Source organism: Fulvivirga ligni (assembly GCF_021389935.1).
Taxonomy (GTDB): domain Bacteria; phylum Bacteroidota; class Bacteroidia; order Cytophagales; family Cyclobacteriaceae; genus Fulvivirga; species Fulvivirga ligni.
The window spans coordinates 4,956,108-4,979,787 of record NZ_CP089979.1 but is presented as its reverse complement, the minus strand read 5'-3'; the positions used below and the strand labels follow the sequence as shown (position 1 = coordinate 4,979,787).

General features: G+C 38.5%; 40 protein-coding genes. 32 read left to right on the top strand and 8 right to left on the bottom strand.

Going from position 1 to position 23,680, the window contains the following annotated elements; genetic code table 11:
* The first annotated feature begins 17 nt into the window (after window positions 1-17).
* The 14 genes from LVD16_RS20860 to LVD16_RS20795 all read left to right on the top strand — a co-directional run bounded on the left by LVD16_RS20860 (window position 18) and on the right by LVD16_RS20795 (window position 9,633).
* On the top strand, window positions 18-446 hold the full coding sequence (locus LVD16_RS20860) for a hypothetical protein (protein ID WP_233770229.1): 429 nt from the start codon (window positions 18-20) through the stop codon (window positions 444-446).
* 117 nt (window positions 447-563) lie between these two features.
* Window positions 564-1,157, top strand: a complete 594-nt coding sequence (locus LVD16_RS20855; RefSeq protein ID WP_233770228.1) for a dihydrofolate reductase family protein — start codon at window positions 564-566, stop codon at window positions 1,155-1,157.
* A 108-nt stretch (window positions 1,158-1,265) separates the two neighbouring features.
* A complete protein-coding gene (gene map, locus LVD16_RS20850) occupies window positions 1,266-2,030 on the top strand; it encodes a type I methionyl aminopeptidase (protein WP_233770227.1) in 765 nt (254 codons plus the stop codon).
* Window positions 2,014-2,496 (top strand): hypothetical protein, encoded by a 483-nt coding sequence (locus tag LVD16_RS20845; RefSeq protein ID WP_233770226.1) that lies wholly within the window; start codon window positions 2,014-2,016, stop codon window positions 2,494-2,496. The genes map and LVD16_RS20845 overlap by 17 nt, the downstream gene beginning before the upstream one ends.
* Before the next feature lie 86 nt (window positions 2,497-2,582).
* Window positions 2,583-3,662, top strand: a complete 1,080-nt coding sequence (locus tag LVD16_RS20840) for a DUF2157 domain-containing protein (protein ID WP_233770225.1) — start codon at window positions 2,583-2,585, stop codon at window positions 3,660-3,662.
* A gap of 107 nt (window positions 3,663-3,769) precedes the next feature.
* The gene (locus LVD16_RS20835; RefSeq protein WP_233770224.1) at window positions 3,770-4,363 is read left to right on the top strand and encodes a hypothetical protein; all 594 of its coding nucleotides are present in this window, start codon (window positions 3,770-3,772) and stop codon (window positions 4,361-4,363) included.
* A 73-nt stretch (window positions 4,364-4,436) separates the two neighbouring features.
* Window positions 4,437-4,865: a DUF1801 domain-containing protein gene (locus LVD16_RS20830; RefSeq protein ID WP_233770223.1), complete on the top strand. Its 429-nt coding sequence runs from the start codon at window positions 4,437-4,439 to the stop codon at window positions 4,863-4,865.
* A 168-nt stretch (window positions 4,866-5,033) separates the two neighbouring features.
* Window positions 5,034-5,480: a hypothetical protein gene (locus tag LVD16_RS20825; protein ID WP_233770222.1), complete on the top strand. Its 447-nt coding sequence runs from the start codon at window positions 5,034-5,036 to the stop codon at window positions 5,478-5,480.
* Between the two features lie 39 nt (window positions 5,481-5,519).
* Window positions 5,520-5,741 carry a hypothetical protein gene (locus LVD16_RS20820; RefSeq protein ID WP_233770221.1) on the top strand — a complete coding sequence of 74 codons (222 nt, stop codon included), beginning with the start codon at window positions 5,520-5,522 and terminating at the stop codon, window positions 5,739-5,741.
* 42 nt (window positions 5,742-5,783) lie between these two features.
* Window positions 5,784-6,521: a YARHG domain-containing protein gene (locus LVD16_RS20815; RefSeq protein WP_233770220.1), complete on the top strand. Its 738-nt coding sequence runs from the start codon at window positions 5,784-5,786 to the stop codon at window positions 6,519-6,521.
* A gap of 44 nt (window positions 6,522-6,565) precedes the next feature.
* Complete coding sequence (locus LVD16_RS20810; protein WP_233770219.1) at window positions 6,566-7,207, top strand: hypothetical protein; 642 nt, start codon at window positions 6,566-6,568, stop codon at window positions 7,205-7,207.
* A 109-nt stretch (window positions 7,208-7,316) separates the two neighbouring features.
* The gene (locus LVD16_RS20805) at window positions 7,317-7,757 is read left to right on the top strand and encodes a hypothetical protein (protein WP_233770218.1); all 441 of its coding nucleotides are present in this window, start codon (window positions 7,317-7,319) and stop codon (window positions 7,755-7,757) included.
* A gap of 474 nt (window positions 7,758-8,231) precedes the next feature.
* Window positions 8,232-9,389, top strand: a complete 1,158-nt coding sequence (locus tag LVD16_RS20800) for a sulfatase family protein (RefSeq protein ID WP_233770217.1) — start codon at window positions 8,232-8,234, stop codon at window positions 9,387-9,389.
* A 55-nt stretch (window positions 9,390-9,444) separates the two neighbouring features.
* Complete coding sequence (locus tag LVD16_RS20795; protein ID WP_233770216.1) at window positions 9,445-9,633, top strand: hypothetical protein; 189 nt, start codon at window positions 9,445-9,447, stop codon at window positions 9,631-9,633.
* 355 nt (window positions 9,634-9,988) lie between these two features.
* On the opposite strand, the gene LVD16_RS20790 is transcribed toward LVD16_RS20795, so the two are convergent.
* Entirely contained in the window at window positions 9,989-10,324 is a 336-nt protein-coding gene (locus tag LVD16_RS20790; RefSeq protein ID WP_233770215.1) for an MGMT family protein, read from the bottom strand.
* A 134-nt stretch (window positions 10,325-10,458) separates the two neighbouring features.
* Between LVD16_RS20790 and LVD16_RS20785 the strand changes: the two genes are divergently transcribed.
* The 13 genes from LVD16_RS20785 (at window position 10,459) to LVD16_RS20730 (ending at window position 17,644) form a co-directional block, all read left to right on the top strand.
* Window positions 10,459-11,337: a DUF4349 domain-containing protein gene (locus LVD16_RS20785; RefSeq protein ID WP_233770214.1), complete on the top strand. Its 879-nt coding sequence runs from the start codon at window positions 10,459-10,461 to the stop codon at window positions 11,335-11,337.
* Window positions 11,337-11,870, top strand: a complete 534-nt coding sequence (locus LVD16_RS20780; protein WP_233770213.1) for a hypothetical protein — start codon at window positions 11,337-11,339, stop codon at window positions 11,868-11,870. The genes LVD16_RS20785 and LVD16_RS20780 overlap by 1 nt, the downstream gene beginning before the upstream one ends.
* A 3-nt stretch (window positions 11,871-11,873) precedes the next feature.
* On the top strand, window positions 11,874-12,416 hold the full coding sequence (locus LVD16_RS20775) for an alpha/beta hydrolase (protein ID WP_233770212.1): 543 nt from the start codon (window positions 11,874-11,876) through the stop codon (window positions 12,414-12,416).
* On the top strand, window positions 12,413-13,006 hold the full coding sequence (locus LVD16_RS20770; protein ID WP_233770211.1) for a DUF1287 domain-containing protein: 594 nt from the start codon (window positions 12,413-12,415) through the stop codon (window positions 13,004-13,006). The genes LVD16_RS20775 and LVD16_RS20770 overlap by 4 nt, the downstream gene beginning before the upstream one ends.
* 27 nt (window positions 13,007-13,033) lie before the next feature.
* Window positions 13,034-13,255: a PLDc N-terminal domain-containing protein gene (locus tag LVD16_RS27895; protein WP_370687619.1), complete on the top strand. Its 222-nt coding sequence runs from the start codon at window positions 13,034-13,036 to the stop codon at window positions 13,253-13,255.
* 36 nt (window positions 13,256-13,291) lie between these two features.
* Window positions 13,292-14,272, top strand: coding sequence for a hypothetical protein (locus tag LVD16_RS20765; RefSeq protein ID WP_233770210.1), 981 nt, complete (start codon window positions 13,292-13,294; stop codon window positions 14,270-14,272).
* 52 nt (window positions 14,273-14,324) lie between these two features.
* Window positions 14,325-14,651 (top strand): hypothetical protein, encoded by a 327-nt coding sequence (locus tag LVD16_RS20760; RefSeq protein ID WP_233770209.1) that lies wholly within the window; start codon window positions 14,325-14,327, stop codon window positions 14,649-14,651.
* 167 nt (window positions 14,652-14,818) lie between these two features.
* Entirely contained in the window at window positions 14,819-15,394 is a 576-nt protein-coding gene (locus LVD16_RS20755) for a FecR family protein (RefSeq protein ID WP_233770208.1), read from the top strand.
* A 79-nt stretch (window positions 15,395-15,473) separates the two neighbouring features.
* On the top strand, window positions 15,474-15,869 hold the full coding sequence (locus LVD16_RS20750) for a hypothetical protein (RefSeq protein ID WP_233770207.1): 396 nt from the start codon (window positions 15,474-15,476) through the stop codon (window positions 15,867-15,869).
* A 27-nt stretch (window positions 15,870-15,896) separates the two neighbouring features.
* Entirely contained in the window at window positions 15,897-16,547 is a 651-nt protein-coding gene (locus LVD16_RS20745; protein WP_233770206.1) for a hypothetical protein, read from the top strand.
* A gap of 63 nt (window positions 16,548-16,610) precedes the next feature.
* A complete protein-coding gene (locus LVD16_RS20740) occupies window positions 16,611-16,853 on the top strand; it encodes a DUF1059 domain-containing protein (protein ID WP_233770205.1) in 243 nt (80 codons plus the stop codon).
* Window positions 16,846-17,031 carry a GNAT family N-acetyltransferase gene (locus LVD16_RS20735; RefSeq protein ID WP_233770204.1) on the top strand — a complete coding sequence of 62 codons (186 nt, stop codon included), beginning with the start codon at window positions 16,846-16,848 and terminating at the stop codon, window positions 17,029-17,031. The genes LVD16_RS20740 and LVD16_RS20735 overlap by 8 nt, the downstream gene beginning before the upstream one ends.
* Entirely contained in the window at window positions 17,021-17,644 is a 624-nt protein-coding gene (locus LVD16_RS20730) for an REP-associated tyrosine transposase (protein ID WP_233770203.1), read from the top strand. Before LVD16_RS20735 ends, LVD16_RS20730 begins: the two co-directional genes overlap by 11 nt.
* A 103-nt stretch (window positions 17,645-17,747) precedes the next feature.
* On the opposite strand, the gene LVD16_RS20725 is transcribed toward LVD16_RS20730, so the two are convergent.
* From LVD16_RS20725 to LVD16_RS20710, 6 genes are all read right to left on the bottom strand, one after another.
* Window positions 17,748-18,140 (bottom strand): hypothetical protein, encoded by a 393-nt coding sequence (locus LVD16_RS20725; RefSeq protein ID WP_233770202.1) that lies wholly within the window; start codon window positions 18,138-18,140, stop codon window positions 17,748-17,750.
* 68 nt (window positions 18,141-18,208) lie between these two features.
* On the bottom strand, window positions 18,209-18,334 hold the full coding sequence (locus LVD16_RS27785) for a hypothetical protein (RefSeq protein ID WP_255697687.1): 126 nt from the start codon (window positions 18,332-18,334) through the stop codon (window positions 18,209-18,211).
* Between the two features lie 163 nt (window positions 18,335-18,497).
* Complete coding sequence (locus LVD16_RS20720; RefSeq protein ID WP_233770201.1) at window positions 18,498-19,022, bottom strand: hypothetical protein; 525 nt, start codon at window positions 19,020-19,022, stop codon at window positions 18,498-18,500.
* Window positions 19,023-19,153: 131 nt separating this feature from the next.
* Entirely contained in the window at window positions 19,154-19,261 is a 108-nt protein-coding gene (locus tag LVD16_RS27890) for an IS3 family transposase (RefSeq protein WP_370687650.1), read from the bottom strand.
* Window positions 19,246-20,013, bottom strand: a complete 768-nt coding sequence (locus tag LVD16_RS20715; RefSeq protein WP_233774610.1) for an IS3 family transposase — start codon at window positions 20,011-20,013, stop codon at window positions 19,246-19,248. Before LVD16_RS20715 ends, LVD16_RS27890 begins: the two co-directional genes overlap by 16 nt.
* On the bottom strand, window positions 20,010-20,324 hold the full coding sequence (locus LVD16_RS20710) for a transposase (protein ID WP_233770200.1): 315 nt from the start codon (window positions 20,322-20,324) through the stop codon (window positions 20,010-20,012). Before LVD16_RS20710 ends, LVD16_RS20715 begins: the two co-directional genes overlap by 4 nt.
* Window positions 20,325-20,556: 232 nt before the next feature.
* On the opposite strand from LVD16_RS20710, the gene LVD16_RS20705 reads away from it, so the two are divergent.
* The 5 genes from LVD16_RS20705 (at window position 20,557) to LVD16_RS20685 (ending at window position 22,931) form a co-directional block, all read left to right on the top strand.
* Complete coding sequence (locus LVD16_RS20705; protein ID WP_233770199.1) at window positions 20,557-20,880, top strand: ArsR/SmtB family transcription factor; 324 nt, start codon at window positions 20,557-20,559, stop codon at window positions 20,878-20,880.
* On the top strand, window positions 20,881-21,345 hold the full coding sequence (locus LVD16_RS20700) for an SRPBCC domain-containing protein (protein WP_233770198.1): 465 nt from the start codon (window positions 20,881-20,883) through the stop codon (window positions 21,343-21,345).
* Between the two features lie 61 nt (window positions 21,346-21,406).
* The gene (locus LVD16_RS20695) at window positions 21,407-21,718 is read left to right on the top strand and encodes a DoxX family protein (protein WP_306309351.1); all 312 of its coding nucleotides are present in this window, start codon (window positions 21,407-21,409) and stop codon (window positions 21,716-21,718) included.
* 9 nt (window positions 21,719-21,727) lie between these two features.
* Window positions 21,728-22,306: a YdeI/OmpD-associated family protein gene (locus LVD16_RS20690; protein ID WP_233770197.1), complete on the top strand. Its 579-nt coding sequence runs from the start codon at window positions 21,728-21,730 to the stop codon at window positions 22,304-22,306.
* Window positions 22,299-22,931: a YdeI/OmpD-associated family protein gene (locus LVD16_RS20685; protein WP_233770196.1), complete on the top strand. Its 633-nt coding sequence runs from the start codon at window positions 22,299-22,301 to the stop codon at window positions 22,929-22,931. The genes LVD16_RS20690 and LVD16_RS20685 overlap by 8 nt, the downstream gene beginning before the upstream one ends.
* Window positions 22,932-23,021: 90 nt before the next feature.
* Here the strand turns inward: LVD16_RS20685 and LVD16_RS20680 are convergent, their stop codons facing one another.
* Complete coding sequence (locus tag LVD16_RS20680) at window positions 23,022-23,477, bottom strand: STM3941 family protein (RefSeq protein ID WP_305039004.1); 456 nt, start codon at window positions 23,475-23,477, stop codon at window positions 23,022-23,024.
* Window positions 23,478-23,680 lie beyond the last annotated feature (203 nt).

Sequence of the window (23,680 nt, the reverse complement as noted above, 5' to 3'; positions counted from 1 at the left end):
GGAAAAACAATTGAAACATGAAAGCACAAAGGATTAATGTATTACTAGGCTATATTCAAATTTTTGCGATTATCCTGCAAATGATCATCATTTCTAATTATAGCCTTAAACAAGGAGGGATAGCCGTGTTCTTTATTTTATTTGGCACTCTGTTATTACTTCCATTTCTTTTGTTTGCAATAGGCTCTGTAATAAATAGAAAGTATCAAAGGTCCATATCAATCATGCTATGGATGTCAGTGGTCATTCTTTTTGCTCCGTCTTTATTGCTCCCTTATTTCTATGAGTGGGGAGGTTTTATAATTACACTTGTTGCGGCTTCCTTGTCTATCATGATGCTCATTTTAAAGGGCAGATTAGAGATACAATTACTTACGTTCAATATTGTAGGAATATCTCTTTTTTGCTTTATTTCATGTGTAATTGTTTCTGAGATTAGTGCATAATCTAAACCATGTTCAACTAACCCGCTGTCGCAATAGCGGCCTTAAGCTGTCGTTATTGGTTAGCTTTCATGAGCTTTTAAAAACCAATCTTTGCTATTTAATTAATCTAATCTACCCATGAGAAAAATAATAGTTTTAAGCATGATTACTCTGGACGGAGTTATGCAGGCTCCAGGTGGTCCTGAAGAAGATACTTCAAACGGTTTTAAGTTTGGTGGCTGGACCAGGCCTTACAGCGATGAACTGTATGATAAAACTGTAAGAAAGGAGCTGGAGCCCGCAGAGTATTTACTAGGGAGGAAAACCTTTGAGATTTGGGAAGACTATTGGCCAAATCATGCTGACTTTTGGCCTGGAATAAACCAAGGCATGAAGTATGTGTTTTCAAACACCAGAACCGAATCTAGCTGGAATAATACTCAATTTATTCAGACTGTAGAAGATGTTAAGAATGTGAAGTCTACGGAAGGTTCTGACATTCATGTTTGGGGTAGCAGTGAATTAGTGCACCTGCTTTTAGCTCATGATCTGGTGGACGAGATGAGATTGAAAATCCACCCACTCACATTTGGTTCAGGCAAAAAGCTTTTTAGTGAAGGAATTTTTCCAGCAGCCTTTAAGCTGGTAGAAAGCCTAGTGACCACCACAGGAGTAATCTTAGTTCACTATAGGAGAGAAGGTGAAGTGAAGACGGGTGCCCAGTGGGATTAGATATTCCATGGAAGAATTATTAATCAGCCATCATCACTAAAGTTCATTAAGGCATCTAAACCACCCAAATAATTGCTATTTTTATAGTCAAATAAGAAAATTAGCATCATGTCTATAAGCAAAGAGTCAGAATTAGAGGGGATGAAAAGTGTCAGCGAAGTGGTAGCCAATACACTAAAGCTGATGAGAGAATATGCTGAAATAGGCATGTCTACCAAAGAATTAGATGAATATGGTGGCGCTATTTTGAAACAATATGGTGCACATTCAGCTCCTTTTGAGACTTATGGTTTCCCGGGTTACACTTGCATTAGTGTAAATAAGGCGGCTGCTCACGGTGTGCCATCAACTAAGAAAATCCTGAAAGAAGGAGATCTGGTTAATATTGACGTTTCTGCTGAGCTTAATGGCTTTTGGTCAGATAATGGTGGTTCCTTTGTTTTAGGTAGAGATCTTCATAACCATCAACCATTGGTAGATGCTTCCAGTAAAATATTGAAGAAGGCCATTTATAGCATCAAAGAAGGAGTGAGGATAAGTGATGTGGGTTATCTCATAGAAACTGAAGCCAAAAAGAAAGGCTTTAAAGTAATCAAAAACTTGGCTGGCCACGGCGTTGGGCGTAGTTTACATGAAGAGCCTAGTGATATCCTGAATTATAGAGTGAGAACTAACAGAGAGCGTTTTAAGAAAAACACTACAGTGGCTGTGGAAACCTTTATTTCTACAAGGTCTAACTATGCAGATACGGCTAAAGATGGCTGGACGCTGGTTGGTGACAGGGGTGGTTACGTTACTCAGCATGAACATACTATCCTTATTACAGATGGTGATCCTATCATTCTTACCCAGGCGAATGGTATTTGGGTGTAAAGGTAAATCGTTGATCATCAGCTTTGTAGTTCTCCTGTTGATGTGGGGCTGTGGAGATGACAACCCTACCAAGTTACAGAGTGCAGATTATGATAGTAGAGAAGAGCGAATAAAGGTTTTAAAAGAGGTCATAGTTTCATCAAGTGATTTTCAGGATGCTGAGTTTGACCTCTTCAATGCAAACGGTTTTACAAACAGCAGGACTTCATTGCCAGGTGCATCTTCTTATGAATATAAATTAGCCGTAAAAGTACAGCCAGCTAAAATTGATCAATGGACCCAGGGATTTGTTGAAATGCCATCTGATAATTATGATTTACAATGGACACAAACTCTTGTAGAGGAGCGTGGTCAAGCCTGGGAATTACGGAGTAAGCCCGAAATATATAGGCGGCCAGAATCTGACGTTTTAGTCATTATATACCGATCTGAGGGTTTCATTTTTAAGCGGATTACTAGCCTCTAGAAGGTCGAATTTATATCTTTTATAAAATATTTATTACTTCAGCCTACCCTAGTAGTATACATGGTGTAATTTAAAAATTTACAGCGATGATGAAGTTGAATAAGAAACAAGGAGATTTCCTTACTGATACCATTGACGAATGGGAACAAAACTCAGTGATTACTCCAGATGAAGCCGAAAAACTAAAAAATAGCTATTCTATAAGGCCATTCGATTGGAAAGGTCTTGCTACATATTCTTTTTGGATAGCAGTGATCTGCGGGGTGATATCAGTGGTATCCATTATGGCAGATGGCATTGTGATAGAGCTGATTGAAAAGTTCTTCACCAGTTTTGATGTAGGCGCTTGTATCTTATTTTCATTACTAGCAGCGGGAGCCTTTTATCTTGGCTTGAAGAGGAGAAAAACCATGCCACTAAAGACCATGAGTAATGAAGCATTATTTCTGGCCGGAGCATTATTTACTTCTGTAGCCATAGGCTATTTGGGTGAAGCCATAGATACAGGTAGCGGCCATTATTCATTATTGTTTTTATTGTCCACAATAATATTTGCTGGCTTGGCTATTTGGTTTCCTTCCACATTGGTTTGGATATTTGCCCTATTATCATTCGGCAGCTGGTTTGGAGCAGAAACAGGCTATATATCTGGCTGGGGTGCTTACTTTCTAGGTATGAACTACCCGCTGAGATTCGTAGTGTTCGGAGCCATTTTAATTGGTGTTAGCTTTCTGTTCAAGTATAATCAGAAGACATTCTATTTCTATAAATCAACCTATATTCTGGGTCTACTCAACTTGTTCATTTCCTTATGGATTCTTTCAATATTTGGAAACTATGGAGATATAAGTTCCTGGTATGATGTGAAGCAAATTGAGCTGTTTCACTGGGGATTAATATTTGCCGCTGTGGCTGTGCTGGCCATAGTTTATGGACTAAAATACGATGACTATACCTCCAGAAGCTTTGGTATAACTTTTCTCTTTATTAATCTATACACCAAGTTTTTTGAATACTTCTGGGACTCCATGCATAAGGCAATGTTCTTCATCATTTTGGCAGCCTCATTCTGGATAATAGGAAGAAAAGCAGAGTCTATATGGAATCTTGAATTTCTGCCATTAAAGCCTGAGAGTGATGGCGAGGAGGCAATTGATAAAGAGTAAGTTGAAGCAATTCAGAAGCATATAAGTACGAGTTGTATGATGCTCAATATTTAAATTACTATATTGCGCCGCTGTTATTTAGGCTTAATTTATAATTTGTAGTAAGAATGCAAAAGTTAATACTTCTCTCTCTTTTCTTAATTATTTCGGGTTTAGGATACGGACAGGAATCTGAAAAATATAAAAAACTTAAAACAAAGATTAAATACAGAGAGGGCTACATCATTAATTTAGATTCGACGAAAGTCAAAGGCTTAATCAAGACAAGTTTGGTGAATGATGCCAAGATTTATGACGTGGTTAATTTTGTTTATAAAGACGGTTCGAAAGCTAATTTCTTTCCAGGCAAAATTTTGGGATTTGGCTACTTTGGTTCAAACTTCATATCCGCTGATAAAAAGTTCTACCGCATTCTAATTGAGGGGAGGAAAGTAAATCTTTATGAACGAATAGTTAAAAATCATAACGTAGTAGTTGGAGCCCCAGGAATGCCATCTAGCACCTATACAACGTCTAGTGAAAATTTCTATTTGAAAAAGGTAGACGAGGATGAATTGTTTTTTGTCCCTTTTTTTACTTTTAGAGGTGACTTAATGACATATTTTAAAGATTGCCCAGAGCTTGTAGATGCTATAGAAGCAAGGGAATTAAGGAGAAGGGACCTGAAGGAAATGGTAAGAAGATATAATTACTGCAAGTAAAAAAATCTTACAACCCCTGACATAGGTTTGACAGTGTCTCACTATAGCTTTATATTTCATTAACTAATTTAATATGGATGAGCTAAAGCTGAAAATTGATCCCAGAGCCGACGTGGAATATGACAATTATCCATCGCAGGTGAAAGAGAGAATGTTATTTCTCAGGAATCTGGTCATAGATACGGCTCGTAAAATGGATGACGTGGCTGCTCTGGAGATTACATTAAAATGGGGTGAGCCAAGTTTTATTACTAAAAACGGAAGCACCCTACGCATGGACTGGAAGCAGAAAACACCAGACCAATATGCCATGTACTTCCAGTGTACCAGCAGATTGGTGAATACATTCAGAAGTGTTTTTGGAGATTTGCTCAAGTATGAAGGTAACAGAGCTGTGGTTTTCGATCTCAATCAAGAGCTCCCCGTTGAAGAGTTAAAAGAGTGCATCAAGGCATCTTTGAGATACCATAAAGTAAAAGATCAAATTACATTAGGTATTTAGTTGTCAGTTTCGATAGGCTAAGTATCAAATCCTACTGCGAGGCAAACCTGCCATCCAGGACAAAAAAATATCCTCAATTAGTATAAAATTTCTGAAAATTATTAAATTACGGAGGCAGAGGCCTGATAATCAGGTTTTAGGACTCTTAAAGGTTTTAATGCGGAAATTATGAATAAATCTATAATTTTAGAAGGACAAACCAGAAAGTCCTGGGTTGCTCTATCCATTATATTCGTATTCAATAGCATTTTGTTGATTATAGGAGGTTCTGATCTTCAGGATTTAAGAATTGCTTTTGGATTAGCCATGCTAATAATTAGTGCTGGTTATGTAGCCTATGCTTTTATGGGATATTCTGTGAAGTCCAAGTATTCTGCAAAAATCATTTCTACTGATGATACCCTTGAAATTAAGACCAGCTTTTGGAAGCCTGCCGTTAAATTAAAATGGGCTGATATTGAGCAAATTAAACTTGGTAACTATGAGCTGCAATTTGAGTTGGTCAAGGGAACCAAATACATCAATTATAGAACTACCGCTGCTCGTTCCATTGAACTAAAACAATTCTTAAGGGGCACTGCTGAGTTTAAGCAAATTCCTGTGGTAGGAGGATAATTTCCATTATAATCTCAAATCTTAGCTATTCATATTATCATGCTAGACGTTACCGGATCCTGGAAGGGTAAGTTGTGGGCAGTATTTTTTCTTTGGCCGTTGATCGGTATTGGTCTTATTGAAGAATATTGGAATTACCCTTCTCAATACAAGCTTCTTATCAATGTGGGGATAGTGGTAGGTTGGCTAGTGTGGTGCTTTTTCTTATACAAGTTTATAAAATTGATTTCATCAGAGTTCAAAAAAGATAGTTCAGAATAAGAGCTGCTCAGTATTAAAAAAACAGAAAAGAATATTTAATAAATGAAAAAGCTCTTAGCTATATACTTCATAATACTGTCTCAAGGTGTATTTTCCCAAAAATTGGAAGACTGCTCCTTGTGTGATCAGAAATCCTATTCAACCAGTGATCTGACTAATAATCAACTTTACGAGATACAGCTGTTGAGAAATGAGATATTTGCGCGCCATCATTATCAGTTTCAAAACCAAAGACTTGATGAGCATTTTTCCAGATTTGATTGGTATACTCCGGGGGCTGCCACATTCTCTGCAGATAATTTAAATCTACACGAGAAGCACAATGTGGAGTTATTTAAGGAGCGGGAAACTGAGATAAAAGCGCAAAGAAAGCAGTTGGAAAATGAGTTGAGGAAATTCCAATCGGCCATTAAAAATAATGATGCTGCCTATCTTAAAACCGTGCTTTCTGATCCTGCTCAGTATGACGGAGCCTTGTCCATTTTGAAAGATGTTTTTAGTGGTCTAGATGTTTCAAATCTGTCATGGTTTAAAGGCCAATCTTTATACAGCGTAACTGTAGATAATGGAGACTATATCAGTGAAAGAAAAATGTATATTATGGGGAAGAAATTAAGTTTCAGCGTCTCTGTACCTATGGCACATTCGTCAGTTATGGACGGTGAGGAGGCTTTTGAGTATCCTAGTGAATATTATTCAGAGGGCGAAAGTACTCAGGTAGTGGAGCTCATATTTTCTAATAATAAATTAAGGTTTTTAAGGGTTGTGGTAGCTGGTTAAGTGGTGGTAAGTTTTAAAATATCATATTCAATTATCTTGTTCTAATGAAAAGCATAGAAATGTTAAGCTGTAATCAAACATACACACAGGCAAAATCAAAATTCTTATCTGAAATCGAAACCTATTCTGAGGGCGATGATGATGAAAATGAAGCAGTGAGAACCCATCTGAGAAGGATGGTAGAGGTGGTGGAGATGATGCAGCTAAGTGATACAGGGAAGGATGAATTCCTGGAGGAACTGGATCGCATGGTGGAGTTAATGAAAGGCAAAGAGCCAGCTCAGGCCATGGTGTTTTTCTTCAATACTTCTTTCGGAGAAATTAGCTTCAGCACCTATGGTTCACTGGATGCCAAGGCCATGATGCCCACCGAATTATCCTTAAACAATAGAATAAACAATGAAATAATGGGGCCAATGGGGCCTTTGGAAATCATCAATTACAGCGAAATCTGTGAGGACGTAGTATATGAGGAGGAAATAGAAGACTGTAGCATAGAAATGGAGAATGATGCATTAAGAGAGTTGTGCTCATTAAAAGCATATGCCATTTTCGAATCGCTAGTAGAAGAGATAAATCTCCGAGCAAACCTTGCCGATACCCAGCTGCTCTTTCCCTTCTACGTTTACATCCAGGAGCATGATGGAGGAATCTCTAATCAGCTGCAGGTTTGGGAATCTAAGTAGTATTGCCTAACCGTCATGCCGGAATTATGCAACGCAGTGGAGTAATATCCGGCATCTTGCTGTTCTTAGTTTATGAATCGTTATTGTATTACAGATGACTGAAAAAAGGTTGAAATTCTTAATAAGATGGGTGTTTCCTGCATTGATCAGTTCTATAGCTTTTACAGGAGTGCTTCTGAAAAAAGCTATACCAGATCTGTTATCAGATGCTAATTTTGATTACAATGAATTTTGGGTGGTTCTAATAGCTACCTTTTTAGGAGGTATTGCTAGTGGTTTGGCTTATTCTATATATAGACCAATGTTTAGAAGGCTAGGACGCATTATTGGAGATGCGCTCACAGGAGCGATTACAATGAATTTTTACTTTCTTGCAATTTATAATGTGCTCCAGTACAATGATTTTCATCAAGGTTTAAAAGATGGTTTATTCTTACTTTTACTATTTGCCACTTTAATTGGCGCATTGGTGGGGTGGCAATTCAATATTACAGGGCTTGAAAATGGATTAATTAATTATACTCGAAGACAGCTTATTAATACTGACTGATTATCAGTCAACTATCGCCTAAACAAACCAAAATCTATTATAAAGCGGCATGCCGGAATTATGCAATGCAGTGGAATAATATCCGGCGTCTTTGCTATTCGGTAGCAGATCCGATCAGAAGAGACTCCGGCTCTCCGCTTCGCTGGGGTCGGAGTGACGAATGGAAGAGAGCTGCGGCCGGAGTGACGAATGGAAGAGAGCTGCGGCTGGAGTGACCATGGGGTACTACCACTTTCAAACCGTCATGCCGGAATTATGTAATGCAGTGGAGTAATATCCGGCATCTTGCTGTTCAGACACAGGTCCGACCAGAACAAACTCAGGCCTGTGCTTCCCTATGACAGAAGTGCCAAATGCACTGAGGTGCACCACCTTCAATCACCATCAACCACTAACATAAAACACCTCGAATCTTTCGATTAATGAGCAATAAGTCAATAACTTAGAGAAACCCTCAGTAAATCGATTTACTACATGAAAAAACTATTATTCCTGATACTTTGTATTGGCTTTTCATTTCATCATGCCTATGCGCAAAAGAAGAAGCCGAATGTAATCCTGGTATTTATTGATGACATGGGCTGGGCTGACCTTTCCTGCTTTGGTAACACAGATGCTGAGACTCCTAACATCGATAGGTTCGCGTCAGAAGGAATATGTTTCGATCAGTTTTATGTGAATTCTCCTATCTGCTCACCTTCCAGGGTAGCCATTGCTACGGGCACCTATCCACAGCGATGGAATATTACCTCTTATCTGGCTAGGAGAGAGCTGAATAAGGAACGAGGTATTGCCAATTGGCTAGACCCTGCTGCTCCAATGCTGGCCAGAAAGCTGAAGGATGATGGCTATACTACGGGGCATTTTGGGAAATGGCATATGGGTGGCCAACGCGATGTAACTGAAGCACCCTATATCTCAGAATATGGATATGATCAGTCGCTCACAAATTTTGAAGGGATGGGGCCGAAGCTGCTACCGCTTACTAAGGATGAAAATGGAGAGGTGGGCCGTATATGGCAAGATGCTGAGATTCTGGGCGAAGGGTATCACTGGGTGCAACGCTCTGAAATTACCACAGGCTTTATAGATTCGGCTATTACCTTCATGGATAAGGCTTTAGAAGCCGATAAACCTTTCTACGTAGATATTTGGCCAGATGACGTTCATAGTCCATACTGGCCTCCTTTTGAAGAATATGGTGTGGCGAAGGAAGCTGGGAAACGAGGCTTATATCTTGCCGTACTAGAAGCTATGGATAAGCAGTTTGGAAAACTATTTGAATATATTGAATCCAATAAAGAGCTAAAGGATAACACACTGGTGATATTCTGTTCTGATAACGGTCCTGAGCAGGGTGCCGGTAGGGCAGGAGAGCTGAAAGGATATAAGACACACCTGTATGAAGGAGGTATTCGTTCTTCCCTGATCGTATGGGCACCAGGCTTTATGAATAAAAAGGCCGTTGGTACAAGAAATAGGGCGTCTCTGTTTTCAGCCATTGACTTGTCACCCTCTATACTAGATTTTACAGGTACGAAAACCGACAATGGCCTCGTTGATGGAGAAGATATGTTGCCAACACTACTAGGTCAGAAAAAAAGAGTCGCGACAAGCGCCGATTTTTTATAGTCGCCCTCCGGATAGAAAGAATTATTATGGTATTGAAAACCTACCAGACCTGGCCATGAGACAAGGTGACTGGAAGCTCCTGTGCGACTATGATGGCAGCCGACCGGAGCTCTATAACATAGTAGATGACCCTGGAGAAACCAACAACCTCGCTGCCAATCACACTGAGAAAACCAAAGAAATGACCCAGAAAGTGGTAGGTTGGTACAAGTCAATGCCAGTACTGGACCAAGCAGGCAAATAGCACAGACGGTTTAACTGCAAAGCAGTCTACAATTAAAACCGTCATGCCGGAATTATGTAACGCAGTGGAATAATATGCGGCATCTTGACGTTCGGCAGCAGGCCCGATCAGAAGAGACTCCGGCTCTCCGCTTCGCTACGGCCGGAGTGACGAATAGGTAGGAAACTACGGCCGGAGTGACGAATAGGTAGAGAGCTTCGGCCGGAGTGACGAATGGGGGAGAAAGCTCAGTGACGAATGAGGTAAAAAAGCTTCGCCGCAGTTACGAATAAAATGTAGAGCTCCCTCCTGAGTGACAAATTGGGAATGTAGCTCTTAGTCCAAATTAACGGTCGTTGTGTGTGAGCTGCAGAAACTATATCTCCTCCAACGGATCCCAGAACACCTTCTTAAAATCTACAATCTTATCATTTTTAATCTCATGGCCTTCGGCTTCGAGCATCTTTTGTCTGTTATCATGTTCGCCTTTTAGAAAGCCCCCGCTGCTGACTACTCTGAAAACTGGTATTTTCACATCAGGCTGATCGGAAAGCCGCATGCCCATTGCTCTGGCTACCATTCGGGCTCCTGTGGGGTGGCCTACAGCCTTGGCTATAGTGCCATAAGTAGTCACTCGCCCTGGAGGAATGAGTAAGGTTATCTCTAGGATAGCATCGTAAATATTGTCGTCTATTTTCTTTTGTCTTTTCATTAAATGAGGAGTTCAGTTATGGATTTTGTCATCACTGTGCATCATACAGTTGTGGTTTCAAATGAAGCCCAGATATAAACTTAATGTGACTTTCAATAAATACGAGATTATTGAACTAATAATTTAAAAATATTATGATGAGAAATCTTAGTCTACTGATTTTGGCTATTGTCGCCATGTTTTCTGTTGCCTGTCATCAGGCCAGTGAAGAAATGAAGTTAGAGGTTGCTGATAAAATGTTAGATCTCCCTGCTGAGAGGGTATATGAGAGTGCTGCTTCGGCTGATAAAAATGCTTCTGCAGCTGCGAAACAATCAACCACTATGTCAAAGAAGGTGGTGAAAACAGGTGATCTGGCTTTCGAATCAAAAAATGTAGAGAAAGATTATGAGAAGATACGTCAGCTATTACCGAAATATCAGGCATACATCGAGAAGGAAAATCAATATAAATCACCTCATCGGATAGATATAGATTTAATCATTCGTGTGCCGGTAAACGGTTTTGATACCACTTTTACAACCATTAGTGATCTGGCCTACCGTTTAGATAATCGTTCGTCAAATGCTGAGGACGTGACTGAAAGGTACTATGATTTACAGGCCCGCATTAAAAACAAACAAGCCCTGGAAGATAGATATGTGCAACTGCTGAATAAAGCGGACGATATAAAAGACATCCTCGCCATTGAGAGTAATCTTAACGAGGTAAGGACAGACATTGAAAGACTACAAGGGCAATTTAATTATTTGAGCAAGCAAATAGGTTATAGTACCATTAATGTGTCCTTCTACGAAGTGCTGCCTTATACTTATGACACTTCTTCCAGAAAGGGATTTGGCGCTAGACTGCTCAGTGCCATGGACGGTGGTTGGCAGGGTTTTCTCTCATTTTTAGTTGGGATAGCTACATTATGGCCATTTTTGATATTTCTAATTGTGCTTATATGGGGCTTAAGGTGGTGGAGCAAAAGGCGAAGAGTCTTAAAAGCGAAAGATAAAAGTCCTGAATAATGACAAGGGATAAGCTTCATGAAGAACTGAAAATTGGTACTAAAAAGTTAATCGAGATGGCTCGGGATTTGACATGGAATCCCATCTCAGGCAACTGTAATTACATACTATCAAGGATTAACGATAGTGATGGCCATAATACTTCTGAATTACGAAGGATAAGGAAGTCTGACAATAAAAAAAAGACCCCTAAAGCACTGAATGAAATAGTTTTGGAGTTAGAATGTATCTATTCCGATTTGTATGACGTTAATCTGTTTATATATAAAGCGGGTTCTAAGCGGACTATTGTTGAAATACAGTATTATGCCAAATCATCACTAAGTCCTGAATGCGAGGCTACTGTGACCAATCAAGAACCTATGCTTCATTGTAAAGTGCCCATTCCTCCTTATTTAACGAAGAAGGATCAAAGCTTTGATGTCAATTGGGAACTGGGCGGATTAAGGTATGTGTGGAACATGTTTTGGTGGAAAATGAGGTCAGGAAAGTCTTATTTGAGTAATGATAAGTATCTGAAAATAAACAATTAATCAATGATGGATATCCTATTCTTACAAGGTGGCGGAGATGACGGCTACCAGGCTGATGCTGCATTAGCCAATTCACTTCAGAGAGAATTGGGCAGAGAATACCGTATACATTATCCCGAAATTCAATCAAATAATGACAAGGCTGATTATGGTTGGCCAAGCGCTATAGGAGAGGCAATAAAAGAATTTGAAGATCCATTGATTGTTGTTGCTCACTCTTTCGGCGGATCAATGCTGTTGAAGTATTTGTCTGAGAATCAACATCCTGAAAATATAAAGGCAATTTTTCTTCTCTCTACACCGTTTTGGAGTGGTGATGAAGATTGGGTTCAGGGCTTGAAGTTGACTGATGATTTTGATAAGAAATTGCCGGTTGATAAACCAACCTTTCTATACCATTGTAAAGATGATGATGAAGTGACTATTGATCATCTAAAAAAGTATAAAGACCATATCCCTTGGGCCAAGTTTGTGGAGTTAGAAAGTGGTGGACATCAATTAAATAATGACCTTTCTGTAGTGGCAGAAGAAATAAGAAATTTATGACTAAGAACTTATTATTTACACTGCTATTTAGCTCACTATTTTATTTCAGTCAAGCGGCTTATGCCCAAACCAATTTCCAAAATACTTTAGCCGATTCTGCATTTACACTAACGAAGCAGCGAGTTATCTATGATCCGTCCTATTTCTCAATGACCTATCCTAATGGCGATGTGCCGCCAGGTAAAGGTGTTTGCACAGATGTAGTAATCAGAGCTTACAGAAAGCTTGACATTGATCTGCAAAAGTTGGTGCATGAAGATATGGTAGCTCAATTTGATTTGTACCCTAAAAATTGGGGCTTAAAAACGACCGATAAAAACATTGACCATCGTAGAGTGCCTAATCTGATGACATTCTTTTCAAGATATGGCAAAGTAAAAAGCATAAGCAGAAATAGTAACGACTATACTCCCGGAGACATTGTATGTTGGGATTTAGGCCGAGGGATTACTCATATTGGTATTGTTTCCAATAGGAAATCAACGGATCAGAAAAGATACTTAATCATTCATAATATTGGAGGAGGGCAAGTGATAGAAGATATGCTGTTTGATTACGAAATTATAGGACATTATGAATATTTTAATTAAATTTAATTCTTATTAAAAAGATAGAGTATGGATTATTTTATAGTTATTTTATTTTCGCTGGCAGTAATTACATTATGGATTTGGGCCATTATTGATGTTTCCTATTCTAGATTTAAAAGTCAAAAGATAAATTTAGTTTGGTATATTTTAGTCTTATTGTTTCCAATCCTGGGTCCTATATTCTACTTTCAATTAAAGAGGTACTATCTTTTTAAAGCGAGGGTTTTTAATCCCAATTTCAATGCTTAAATCTATGAGCTGCTAATTTTGGATTAGGATCGTATCTTGAAAGTAATCTATATCTTGTTTCTAGCTTGTGGGATGGCTCATTCGACCTGGACGTCCTTTGCTAAAGTAGATAGCTCTAATTATCATAATTATCATCAAAAAATCATCGAAGCTGAGACGCTAATCGTTGATCACCAATATTCTGAGGCTTTAGTTATCTATAACCAGGTTTTTGCTAATTATGATTTTGAGTTTCTACGAGATTATAAGGTGGCTGTCCAGTTAGCGCTTAAGTCTTCTGATCATGAAGCCGCCATGGAGTATGTTCAAGCTGCAGCGAGGAATGGATGGACTTTGAAATCCATGAATAAAGTGGATTACTTGGCTGAATTGCAGGAGAGGCCGGGATGGAAAGCGTTTGAAGAATCATATCCTGATTTACACCAGGTTTATGAAACCCGAATTAATCATGAACTCAGAGAGCGGGTGCATGAAATGTTTAAGAAGGATCAATGGATGGCCTTGGCTGCTTTATTTCGAATTGGTGATAAAGCTCAGCAAAGGTATGGAGATCGTAAATTTGCCCAACACAGCATCAATCAGCTAGAAAATCTCATTGAGATACTCAATGAGCATGGTTATCCAGGGGAGCGCTTGGTGGGCAATAACTTTTGGATGTCAACTGTTTTGAGTCATCATAATTCTGTATCAGATGGATTTGTAAAGAATGACACCCTTTATAATTATGTCAAACCCATGCTGAGAGAGGCCGTTGATGCTGGCTATATGTCGCCCTATGAATATGCATTGATTGCCGACTGGCGAATTGCGGTAATGACAGATCGGGCAGGTCCTGGTTATGGATTTCTTAATAAGCCAAAGGCATCTCAACTGGAAGAAACCAATAAATTAAGAGCAGCCATAGGGCTACGGACCGTACAGTTAAGAAACCATTTAGTAGAAATTGAAGAAGAAACAGGTTTGAATATGTATTTGCCTGATTGGATAAAAGGTGAAATACAGATAGAGGAAGATTAATTGGCTGGCTTTTTGTTTGTTGCATCATGTTATTCATGTAAAAAATCATAATATGAAATCACTATTCCTACTCACCATGTTGCTAAACGCAGGTATTTTCTCTAACCAAAGTAATAACAAGCCCGAATTTTCTGGTAAAGAGCTGGTTTACAATCAAGATACCAAAATGATTATCATATCAGGTCATGCGGCTTTTAAGTCTGATATGATTGATCTTAAAAATGCCGATAAGATCACTTACAATGAAACCACTAAAGAGGTAATTGCTACTGGTTCCATTGAATTTACAACCGCTTGTGAGCTACAATTATTGACTCCTAAAGCTGAGAATAATAGACTCAGATATACCGTGGGAGAAAATATAGTGTACCTGGATTAGCATTACGACCTGCTGTTTTATGGAGGCTATATTCATGGCCTCCTCACATCCTGTAAAATTTCCTACTTCTACTCTATTAGGAACTCAGTTTCTAACCTGCTATTTTTACCTCATTATTCATTTTTTTAACGACCAGCTTACAGGCTGATCATCTACATTTTTTTAGTATGAGATATTATTGCGTTTTTCTTCTTTTCATGTCTTTGGCATTGATTTCATGTTCGTCATCAGTAGAGCAAACCACTGAAGATGAGCCGCAGATGGTTGAACTACCAGATGGTTCGGTAGCCTTACTAAATGTACACAGTTCCATAACGTATCATCCTGATTTTGAGGATAGAACCATTAGTCAGGAAGGGGAGGTGTTTTACGTAGTGGTGGAAGATGAGGTTCCATTTGTAATAGAAACTGAGCAGGGTGATGTGAAGGTTGTAGGTACAGAATTTAATGTAAAGGCCATTGGAGCAGAGCTTGAAGTGGAGGTAGAAAGAGGTGTTGTGCAGCTAAAAACCAGTAAGTTATTCAAAGAAATTCGTAAAGGGCAGAGAGCGCTATTTAAGGATGTTAGCAAGGGTATTCAGATGGGAAAAGCCGAATTTTATCATAGAAAATGGTCAAAGCACTTTGATAAACAGTTAAGAATGTTCAGAAAGGATTTGAAAAAAGGAACCAGGAAAGCGGGTAAAGATTCGAAGAAAATAGGGAAGGACCTCAATAAAGAGTTTAAAAAATTAGGCAAGTAGCGCTATTGTCAAAAAATGTTAAAAATCGCCTTTTAAGAAGTTGGAATACTAGCTTTGTGATAGACTGAAATTGTGTTTTATGAAAAAAGTAATCTTTATAGTAATAGTTCTGGTAGTAGGTGGATTTTTTACCTTTTTTGAAATAAACACGTCTGATAATAGTTCATTTTTTGATAAGTACACCAATGAATTAAATTGCGCTGATTATACGGCTGAGACGGTAATTTCAAGCGGAGGTGATTTTTTAAGGTTAACCTTTACGGGATGCCCTGTAGATTCTGCGCAGATGAATAAGCTGGCTACAGTAAGTAAAAAAGCAGCGAAAGAGTTCAATCAGGAATTCAATAAAGAGAATGCATATGATAAAATCATAGTTGTTTTTGAACCTAAAAATAACGGTGGTACCGAGCTCAATGAATTTGTGGAGCTTAACGAATTCTCTTATACCTACCCGGTAGATGAGTTAAATCCCTAAAACATTTACCAAAACCCTCATGTTTTAGTGTCTAAACACGATGATCCTGTGAGGTATTTACTTTTTTCGATACTTATTACAGCATTCGCCTGTTCCAGCCAGCCTGAAAGGAAGAATGAAATTGCTAATGATTCTTCAGCATTGGAAAGTGAGTCAACAAATGAGCCTGTTCAAGCTAAGAATATTAAATCTGTAGAAGATATAAAGCTGGAGTTTAACCAGTTGCAAGCACAGTTAAATGCGAATGAGCTGGATTCAGTCAGTGTTGAGTACGACTGTAATGGGGAGAAATCGGGCAATATAACGTATTATTCTGATAAGAATAATGTACGTGTTATAAAGCATAGCTACGGTGAGTACAGCCATTTTTCAGCGGATGAAGAATATTACCTGAAGGATGATAAGCTATTCTTTGTCTTTGTGAAAGAAACAGCCTGGGGTTTTATTGAGGGTGGTACGCAGGATAATATTGAGGAGAAGCGTATCTATATCGTAAATGATGAACCCATCCAATGCTTAAATAAAAAATACGCAATTAAGTCCACTACGGAAGATAATCCAAAATCTAATGAAGTGGCTAATACTGAGGCAGATTGTGCATCATTTAAAGAACTGTTGAAAACTTTTGATCTACTTAAGAAATTCAAGGGCTCTGAGTCAAATTGTTTTGAAGAATAATGGCTTTAAATGATTTAAGGCTTTATCTTATAGAAAATGTAAGATTACTTAAATTCTATTGCTATGAAAATCATGACTTGTAAACAGCTGGGTGGTGCCTGTGAAAAGGAATTTCATGCTGAAACGTTTAAGGAGATGTCAGACCTCAGTCAGAAACATGGAATGGAGATGTTTCAGAAAGGAGATAAAGATCACATAGAAGCCATGGAGCATATGCGCGATCTGATGCAGAATCCTGAGAGCATGAGGAAGTGGATGGCTGCCAAGAAGGTAGAATTTGATGCTTTGCCGGAAGTAGATGGATGACATTAGCATAAGACAAGAATTAGATGCTGATCACGAACGGATTGAAAAACTAGTTAAGAGTGCTTTTGAGCGTGTAGACGAAAGTGATCACCAGGAAAATTTGCTCGTAGCGAAACTCAGACGATCTAGCCCTGAGTTGTTCGTAGTCTACGACTACGAACATTCCAATGATAAGTAGTGTCTCTGACACGGTATTAAATACTGCATATTTATCATTTTTAGGAATTATTGCTTTGATTAATCACATGTCTGGAGGTTATAAAATAAGAAATCAGTCAGGCATCCATTTTCTCTCCTTTGCTGTCGTAGAATGGATTGACGTTTTTTCAAGAAGAGTATATTGTGAGCTTATAGTAGAGAGCTTAAATCATTGCGTAAAGCAAAGAGGGTTAATTATTTATGCTTGGGTAATCATGAGCAATCATTTACATTTAATTGTATCAGCCAAAAATGATAATCTTTCTGATGTGCTCCGTGATTTTAAAAAATTTACGGCCAGAGAGATTTTGAAATTCATTGCCAATGAAAATGTAGAAAGCCGAAGAGATTGGATGTTATGGCTGTTTCGATCAGCAGGTGCAAATAACAAAAGAAATAAGGAATATCAATTTTGGAGACAAAATAATCACCCTGAAGAATTAGAAACCAACAATTTTAAGGATCAAAAATTAGATTATATTCACAATAATCCTGTCAAAGCTGGGATTGTTGATGAGCCAGAACACTATTGTTGGTCAAGTGCAAGAGACTATGCTGGAATGAAGGGGCTGGTTGAAATTGAGTTTTTATAAATGAAGCAGTTGTCAAATTTACCGTGTCAGAGACACTCGTGGTCATTTCAAATCCTTAGTCGCCCTGCGGTAAGACTAAGGATAGCGAATGTAAAATTTGTAGCTATTCAATTTCTGGTTTCTTATCCTCTTTCTCAAAACTTAGATAATCAGAATTCATTTTAAGTTGCCCTTTTTTCCATTCAAAGTCAGCATAGCTTGGCTCCGACCACTCAGGAAAATATTCGCGATCTGGCCATCTCATATTACTTAACCCTATATGACATCTCGCCTTAGAAATATCCCAATTACCTGAATCTCTTATAGTATCTTCTTTTGAAGCATAAAAATGATAGAAGGTCCCATCTGGTTTGATGTGAATATATTCAGTCTTATTTCCAACAATTGGATAATAGTAACCTACAACATCAGTTTCATTGATACCATTACACTTCCAAACACATGCTTGTATAATGGTAAGGAAGAAAACACTTAAAAATATTATTGCTAATTTCATTTAACGTTTCTCATTTATTAACTGTTTAAACCCCTTTCTGGCGCGCGTAGCGATAGCAATACGCGTGACTACCATGCTAACTCTACATCCAATAACCCTTTTTCTCCAGCGTAATCCCTTGCAGAGCTATACCAGTAATATTCCGCCTCATCTACGATTTCAGATTCTACAGGATTATTATGGATATAATTCACACGTTGTTGTAGCAGTTTAGCACTATCTAGTTCTATAGGATGGTTAATATATACCTTCAGGATTTCTGAATTTGTATTTTTCTGACATGTCTTAAAGGTTAATACCTAAATAATCTATTTGACGAATGGGATGTAGCGCATGCGTATTGCTTCGCTACGCGCGCTAGAGAACGGGACAATATAATTCAATTGAATTTACGATTTTATCAAATGTGGGTTCTATCTCCTTTCTATTTTCCTTCGGAAATTCAGCATCTATCAGAATTACATATGATGCCTTAATGAAGAAATAAGCTCTCCTCAGTCTTGATGGCTCTAGCTGAAGCTGTGAAACTGTTAGTTTTCCCTTTCCTAAATAATCTGTTTTGATAGAATTGTCAACAAGCAAGTTTTTGAAATCTGAATCTCTATCTAGGAATCTTTTTTGAATGATGTCAAGATCATCACCCGGGGGTTTCGGGATAGTTATTAAGCGTAAAGAGAATCGATTTTGGAAACTATCGTTTGTTTTCTCAGCATCAAAAATGAAGCCTTTATTGTCACTTTTGGATATATGTACTTGCCAATTATTAGGTATAAACAATTTTATGCATTCATCTTCAAATTTGTAAAAGTCTTTATATTGATCACAAGCAGTGAGTGTCAAAAAATACATTGTAATAAGAATAAATATTATAGGTTTATACATCGTTTTAGTAGCGTAACTTTTCTAATAAACTCATGATTTTATCACTTTCTTTTTTTGTAGTTTTCGATCCCTGTTATTCCGCGTCTGCCCGTGGCTGTTGGTGGATTTGCAACAAAAAACTGGACAATAAGTTAAGCACATTTTGAATAGTTATGATTATTAAATTGTTCAGGCGTTTTATATCCTAAGTGCGAATGTTTTCTTTTTCTGTTATACCATATTTCTATGAATTCGAACAGGTCATTCTTGGCCTGAAGAATACTATAGAATTGGTATGCTTGACCAGTTCTGACTTCAGTATCTTAAAGAAATTTTCGGCCACAGCATTATCCCAGCAATTGCCTTTTCTACTCATGCTTTGTTGTATCCCCTTACTTTTGAGGTGATCTGAAAAGGAATAGGTGGCATACTGCACTCCCCGGTCGGAATGAAATATTAATTGGTTTGTTGTTGGCCTATTAATTAAAGCCATTCTCCAGGCTGGCCATATTGTATCATGGCAGGCCATAGACCTACTCAATGACCATCCTATAATCTTTCGATCGTACAAATCCATTATGATGGTTAAATACATCCAGCCTTGATTAGTGGGGATGTAGGTAATATCAGAGACCCATTTATGCCCCGGAAGTTTTGCCTGAAAATCTCTGTTTAATAGGTTTTTAGCTACAGGATAGTTGTGTCTTGATTGGGTAGTAGTTCCTCTGAATTTTCTGCAAATAATACTTCTAATGCCCTGTTCACGCATGATTCTTGCCACTCTGGGGCGAGAGATACGCCAACCCAGGTCTCGTAACTCCTCGGTGATCTTCGGGCTACCATACCTTCCTCTGCTATTGCTATGTATATTCCTGATACATGCGGATACCTTTTCAGTCTCCAACTGTCTCATTGATGGTCTTCTGTTGCTCCAATTATAGAAACCACTTCTACTTACTTTAAGTACTTTACACATCCTCTCAACACCAAATTTGTGATTGTATTCCTTTATGAACCGGAATATTTGTTGTCTCCCTTGGAGAAGATGCTTACTGCCTTTTTTAAGATATCCCTTTCTAGTTGGGTTTCATGCAGTTCTCGTTTTAAACGGGCTATCTCCTTTTGTTCCGAGGTTAAATTCTGATTACCGTGACCTGAAAAACTACCTTCTTTGTACTCATTGTATTCACGTTTCCATCGAGTAACAAGCTCAGTCCTTAAACCAAGCTCATCAGCTACTTCTCTTGTACTTTTTCCTGACAGGCACAGGTTCACTGCCATTTGTTTAAACTCCTTGTCAAACTCTCTTCTTGCTTTTTTCATATTTAGTAAATTTAACTCAAAAGCGCTTAACTTACTGTCCAGTCAAATGTAGCAGGTCCAGTTTCCAACGCATGCCACCCTCGAAGGTAAAACGGACGCGTTACCGCTACGCTCAAAACGCGCCCGAACGGGATTATCCTTTTGGCCAATAATTAATCGATCCTAAGTTTTTTTTATAAAAACATTGTACAGCTAAATAGCTGCACTTATATTTGCAGTCAAATAGCTGCATATGGAATTAAGAAGAGACGTATTTCAGGCCATTGCCGATCCTACACGCAGGGCCATTATTACTCTGGTGGCGCTCCAGGCCATGACTCCTGGTGCCATAGCCGAGAAGTTTGATTCTTCCCGCCAAACTATTTCACGACATATCAAAGTGCTGACCGAATGCGAAATATTAGGTCAGGAGCAAAGTGGCAGAGAGGTGTATTATCATCTCAATGCTCAGAAGCTCAAAGAGATAGCTGATTTTGTTGAACCCTTCCGTAAAATGTGGGATGACAGATTCAACAAGCTGGAATCGATAATGAAGAACTATAAAAGTGAAGAATAAATGGACCTAAAGACCAAAATTAACTATGAAGAGGGTAAGCAGGAGGTGCTGATTACCCGTGAATTTGATCTGCCGCTAGAGCTCTTATTTAAAGCTTACATTCAGCCAGATATTGTGGAACAATGGATGGGCACGAAAGTAATCAAGCTGGAAAACAAGAATCATGGTAGTTATCAATTCGAAACTACTGATCCCAAGGGTAATAAGCATGGTTTCAACGGCACCATTCACCAGATGATTCCTAATGAAAGGATTACACGGACCTTTGAAATGGAAAACTCACCCTTCCCGGTGCAGCTGGAGTTCCTTGAGTTTACCTCACTTTCAGAGAGTAGCAGCAAACTGAGTATGCATATAGTCTATCGGTCTATTGAAGCCAGAGATAGTATGATGCAGTTGCCATTTAAACAAGGAATTAACATGGCACATAACCGATTGGAGCAGGTGGTTAAATCTTTGATATAGAAATCATGAATAAAACACATAAAATTATCTATTGGGTGGCCACCATTTGGTGTCAACTGGTATGGTACAGCTGATAAAAATGGATGAAGAAGTGACCAACTTCACCAATCTGGGCTTTCCACTTTACCTGATGACCATCATTGGCATCTGGAAGCTTTTTGGGGTAGTGGCTATATTAATGCCGAAATTAGCTTTGCTGAAGGAGTGGGCTTATGCCGGTTTCTTCTTCACTATGACAGGAGCCATAGTATCTCACCTTTTTGTTAACGATCCGATGGTTTCATTATTTGGCCCGGCTTTGCTGTTGGTGCTTACTGTGGTATCATGGTATTTCAGGCCCACAAGTAGAAGAGTTATCAGTGCTAATGTATAAATTTAGGATATGAACTCGAAGGTAAATTTCTTTTTTGAGAAGGAAAGCAAATGGCAAAAGGAGTATAAGGCTTTGAGAAGCTTAATTCTAGACTGCGGCATGGTTGAAGAACTAAAATGGGGCAAGCCATGCTATACCGAAAACGGTAATAATGTGGTGCTGATCCATGGTTTTAAAGAATATTGTGCACTTCTTTTTCATAAAGGAGCTTTGCTGAAAGACCCTGAGAATGTGCTGGTTCAACAAACTGAAAATGTACAGTCGGCCAGGCAAATACGGTTTTCCAGCTTACAGGAGATCATAGATTTAGAGGCCACTATAAAGGCTTATGTCTATGAGGCTATAGAGGTAGAAAAGGCTGGTCTTGAGGTAGAAATGAAAAAGACGGCTGAGTTTAATATGCCCGATGAATTCGCTGAGAAGTTAAATGCGGATGCAAATTTAAAAGAGGCCTTTGAGCATCTCACCCCAGGCCGACAACGAGGCTACTTGCTATATTTTTCTCAGGCCAAGCAGTCGAAAACACGAGCGGCGCGTGTAGAAAAATATATACCTGTAATTATGGAAGGAAAAGGGCTAAATGACTAGTTATAACCCGGATATTGATCTTTATCTACAAGAAGGCTGCGGCCGTTGTCCATTGGGTGGTACCGAAGATTGTAAAGTTCATCGGTGGACTAAAGAGTTAAAATTCTTGAGGGAAATTGTGCTGGATTGTAGTTTAACAGAGGAGCTGAAATGGAGTATTCCATGTTATACTCATAAGGGTAAGAATATTGCCACGGCTGCCGCTTTCAAAGATTACTGTTCACTCAGCTTCTTTAAAGGCTCACTACTCAGTGATCCTGATAACATATTGGATAGCCCAGGCGAGAACTCACAGTTCGGCAGATTAGTTAAAATCACTTCTGTAGAGCAAATCCAAAGCCTAGAGGATGTATTAAAGGCTTATATCTATGAGGCCATTGAGATAGAAAAAGCCGGACTGAAGGTAGAAACCAAGAAAGTGGAAGACTATGAAATGCCAGAAGAATTTCAGGCAAGATTAGATCAGGACGTGGACTTAAGAAAGGCTTTTGAGGCACTCACTCCAGGCCGTAAAAAAGGCTATTTAATTTACTTCGCCCAGGCCAAGCAACCCAAAACCAGAGCAGCTAGAGTAGAAAAGCATGTCGGTGATATTATAGCAGGCAAAGGGCTGCATGATCGGTAGCACTTAATTTGTAATAATCTTTTAAAATTTAATCCGAATTACCCATCTGTGGGTAGGTAGTCTATGGAAGATGCTGTTGTGTGTAGTGTACTATTTACTAGTTTTATATGCATTTTTGATTTCCTCAAATAGAGCTTCAATATTACGGTCCGTTAGAGTACTTGAAATTAGGATTCGGTTATTATTATTCCAGTTGTGCATAAAAGTTAGAAATTTCTTAAGTAAACTTCTTTTTTCACTGCTGTATAAATCCACTTTTAAAGAGATTTCAATATTCCTTTTCTTGAACCTTCTTACCCCAGAAATATCAGTCCACTTAATTTTCCCTAAAGATTCATACTTTGAATTATCAATTAAGAAATCGTCTGAAATTATGATAGCATATTTTCTTGGAAGAATAGCCAAAAAGGAATACAGTAAAGTCGAAAAATACAGAATGCCTAAGACACCTACAATCTGAATATGTTCGATCTTCATAAACACATTTCTAATAAAATTCTCAGGAACTATTAAAAAACAAATTGACGAGATAAGCATTAAGCTCATAAAAAGAATACCTAAAGTAATCCGCTCCTTTTTAAATTTAATTATCCTTTCACTCATTATTTATTCGTCTGTGTCAATTACATGCAACGCCCATGTATGAGGCGTGTGTTCATACTTGGTTAATAACTGTAAAATAGTGAAGTCTACCGGTGCTTCCAAAGTTTGTAGAAAGCAGTGCGTTCAGAAAGTTATAAAACTCCAGT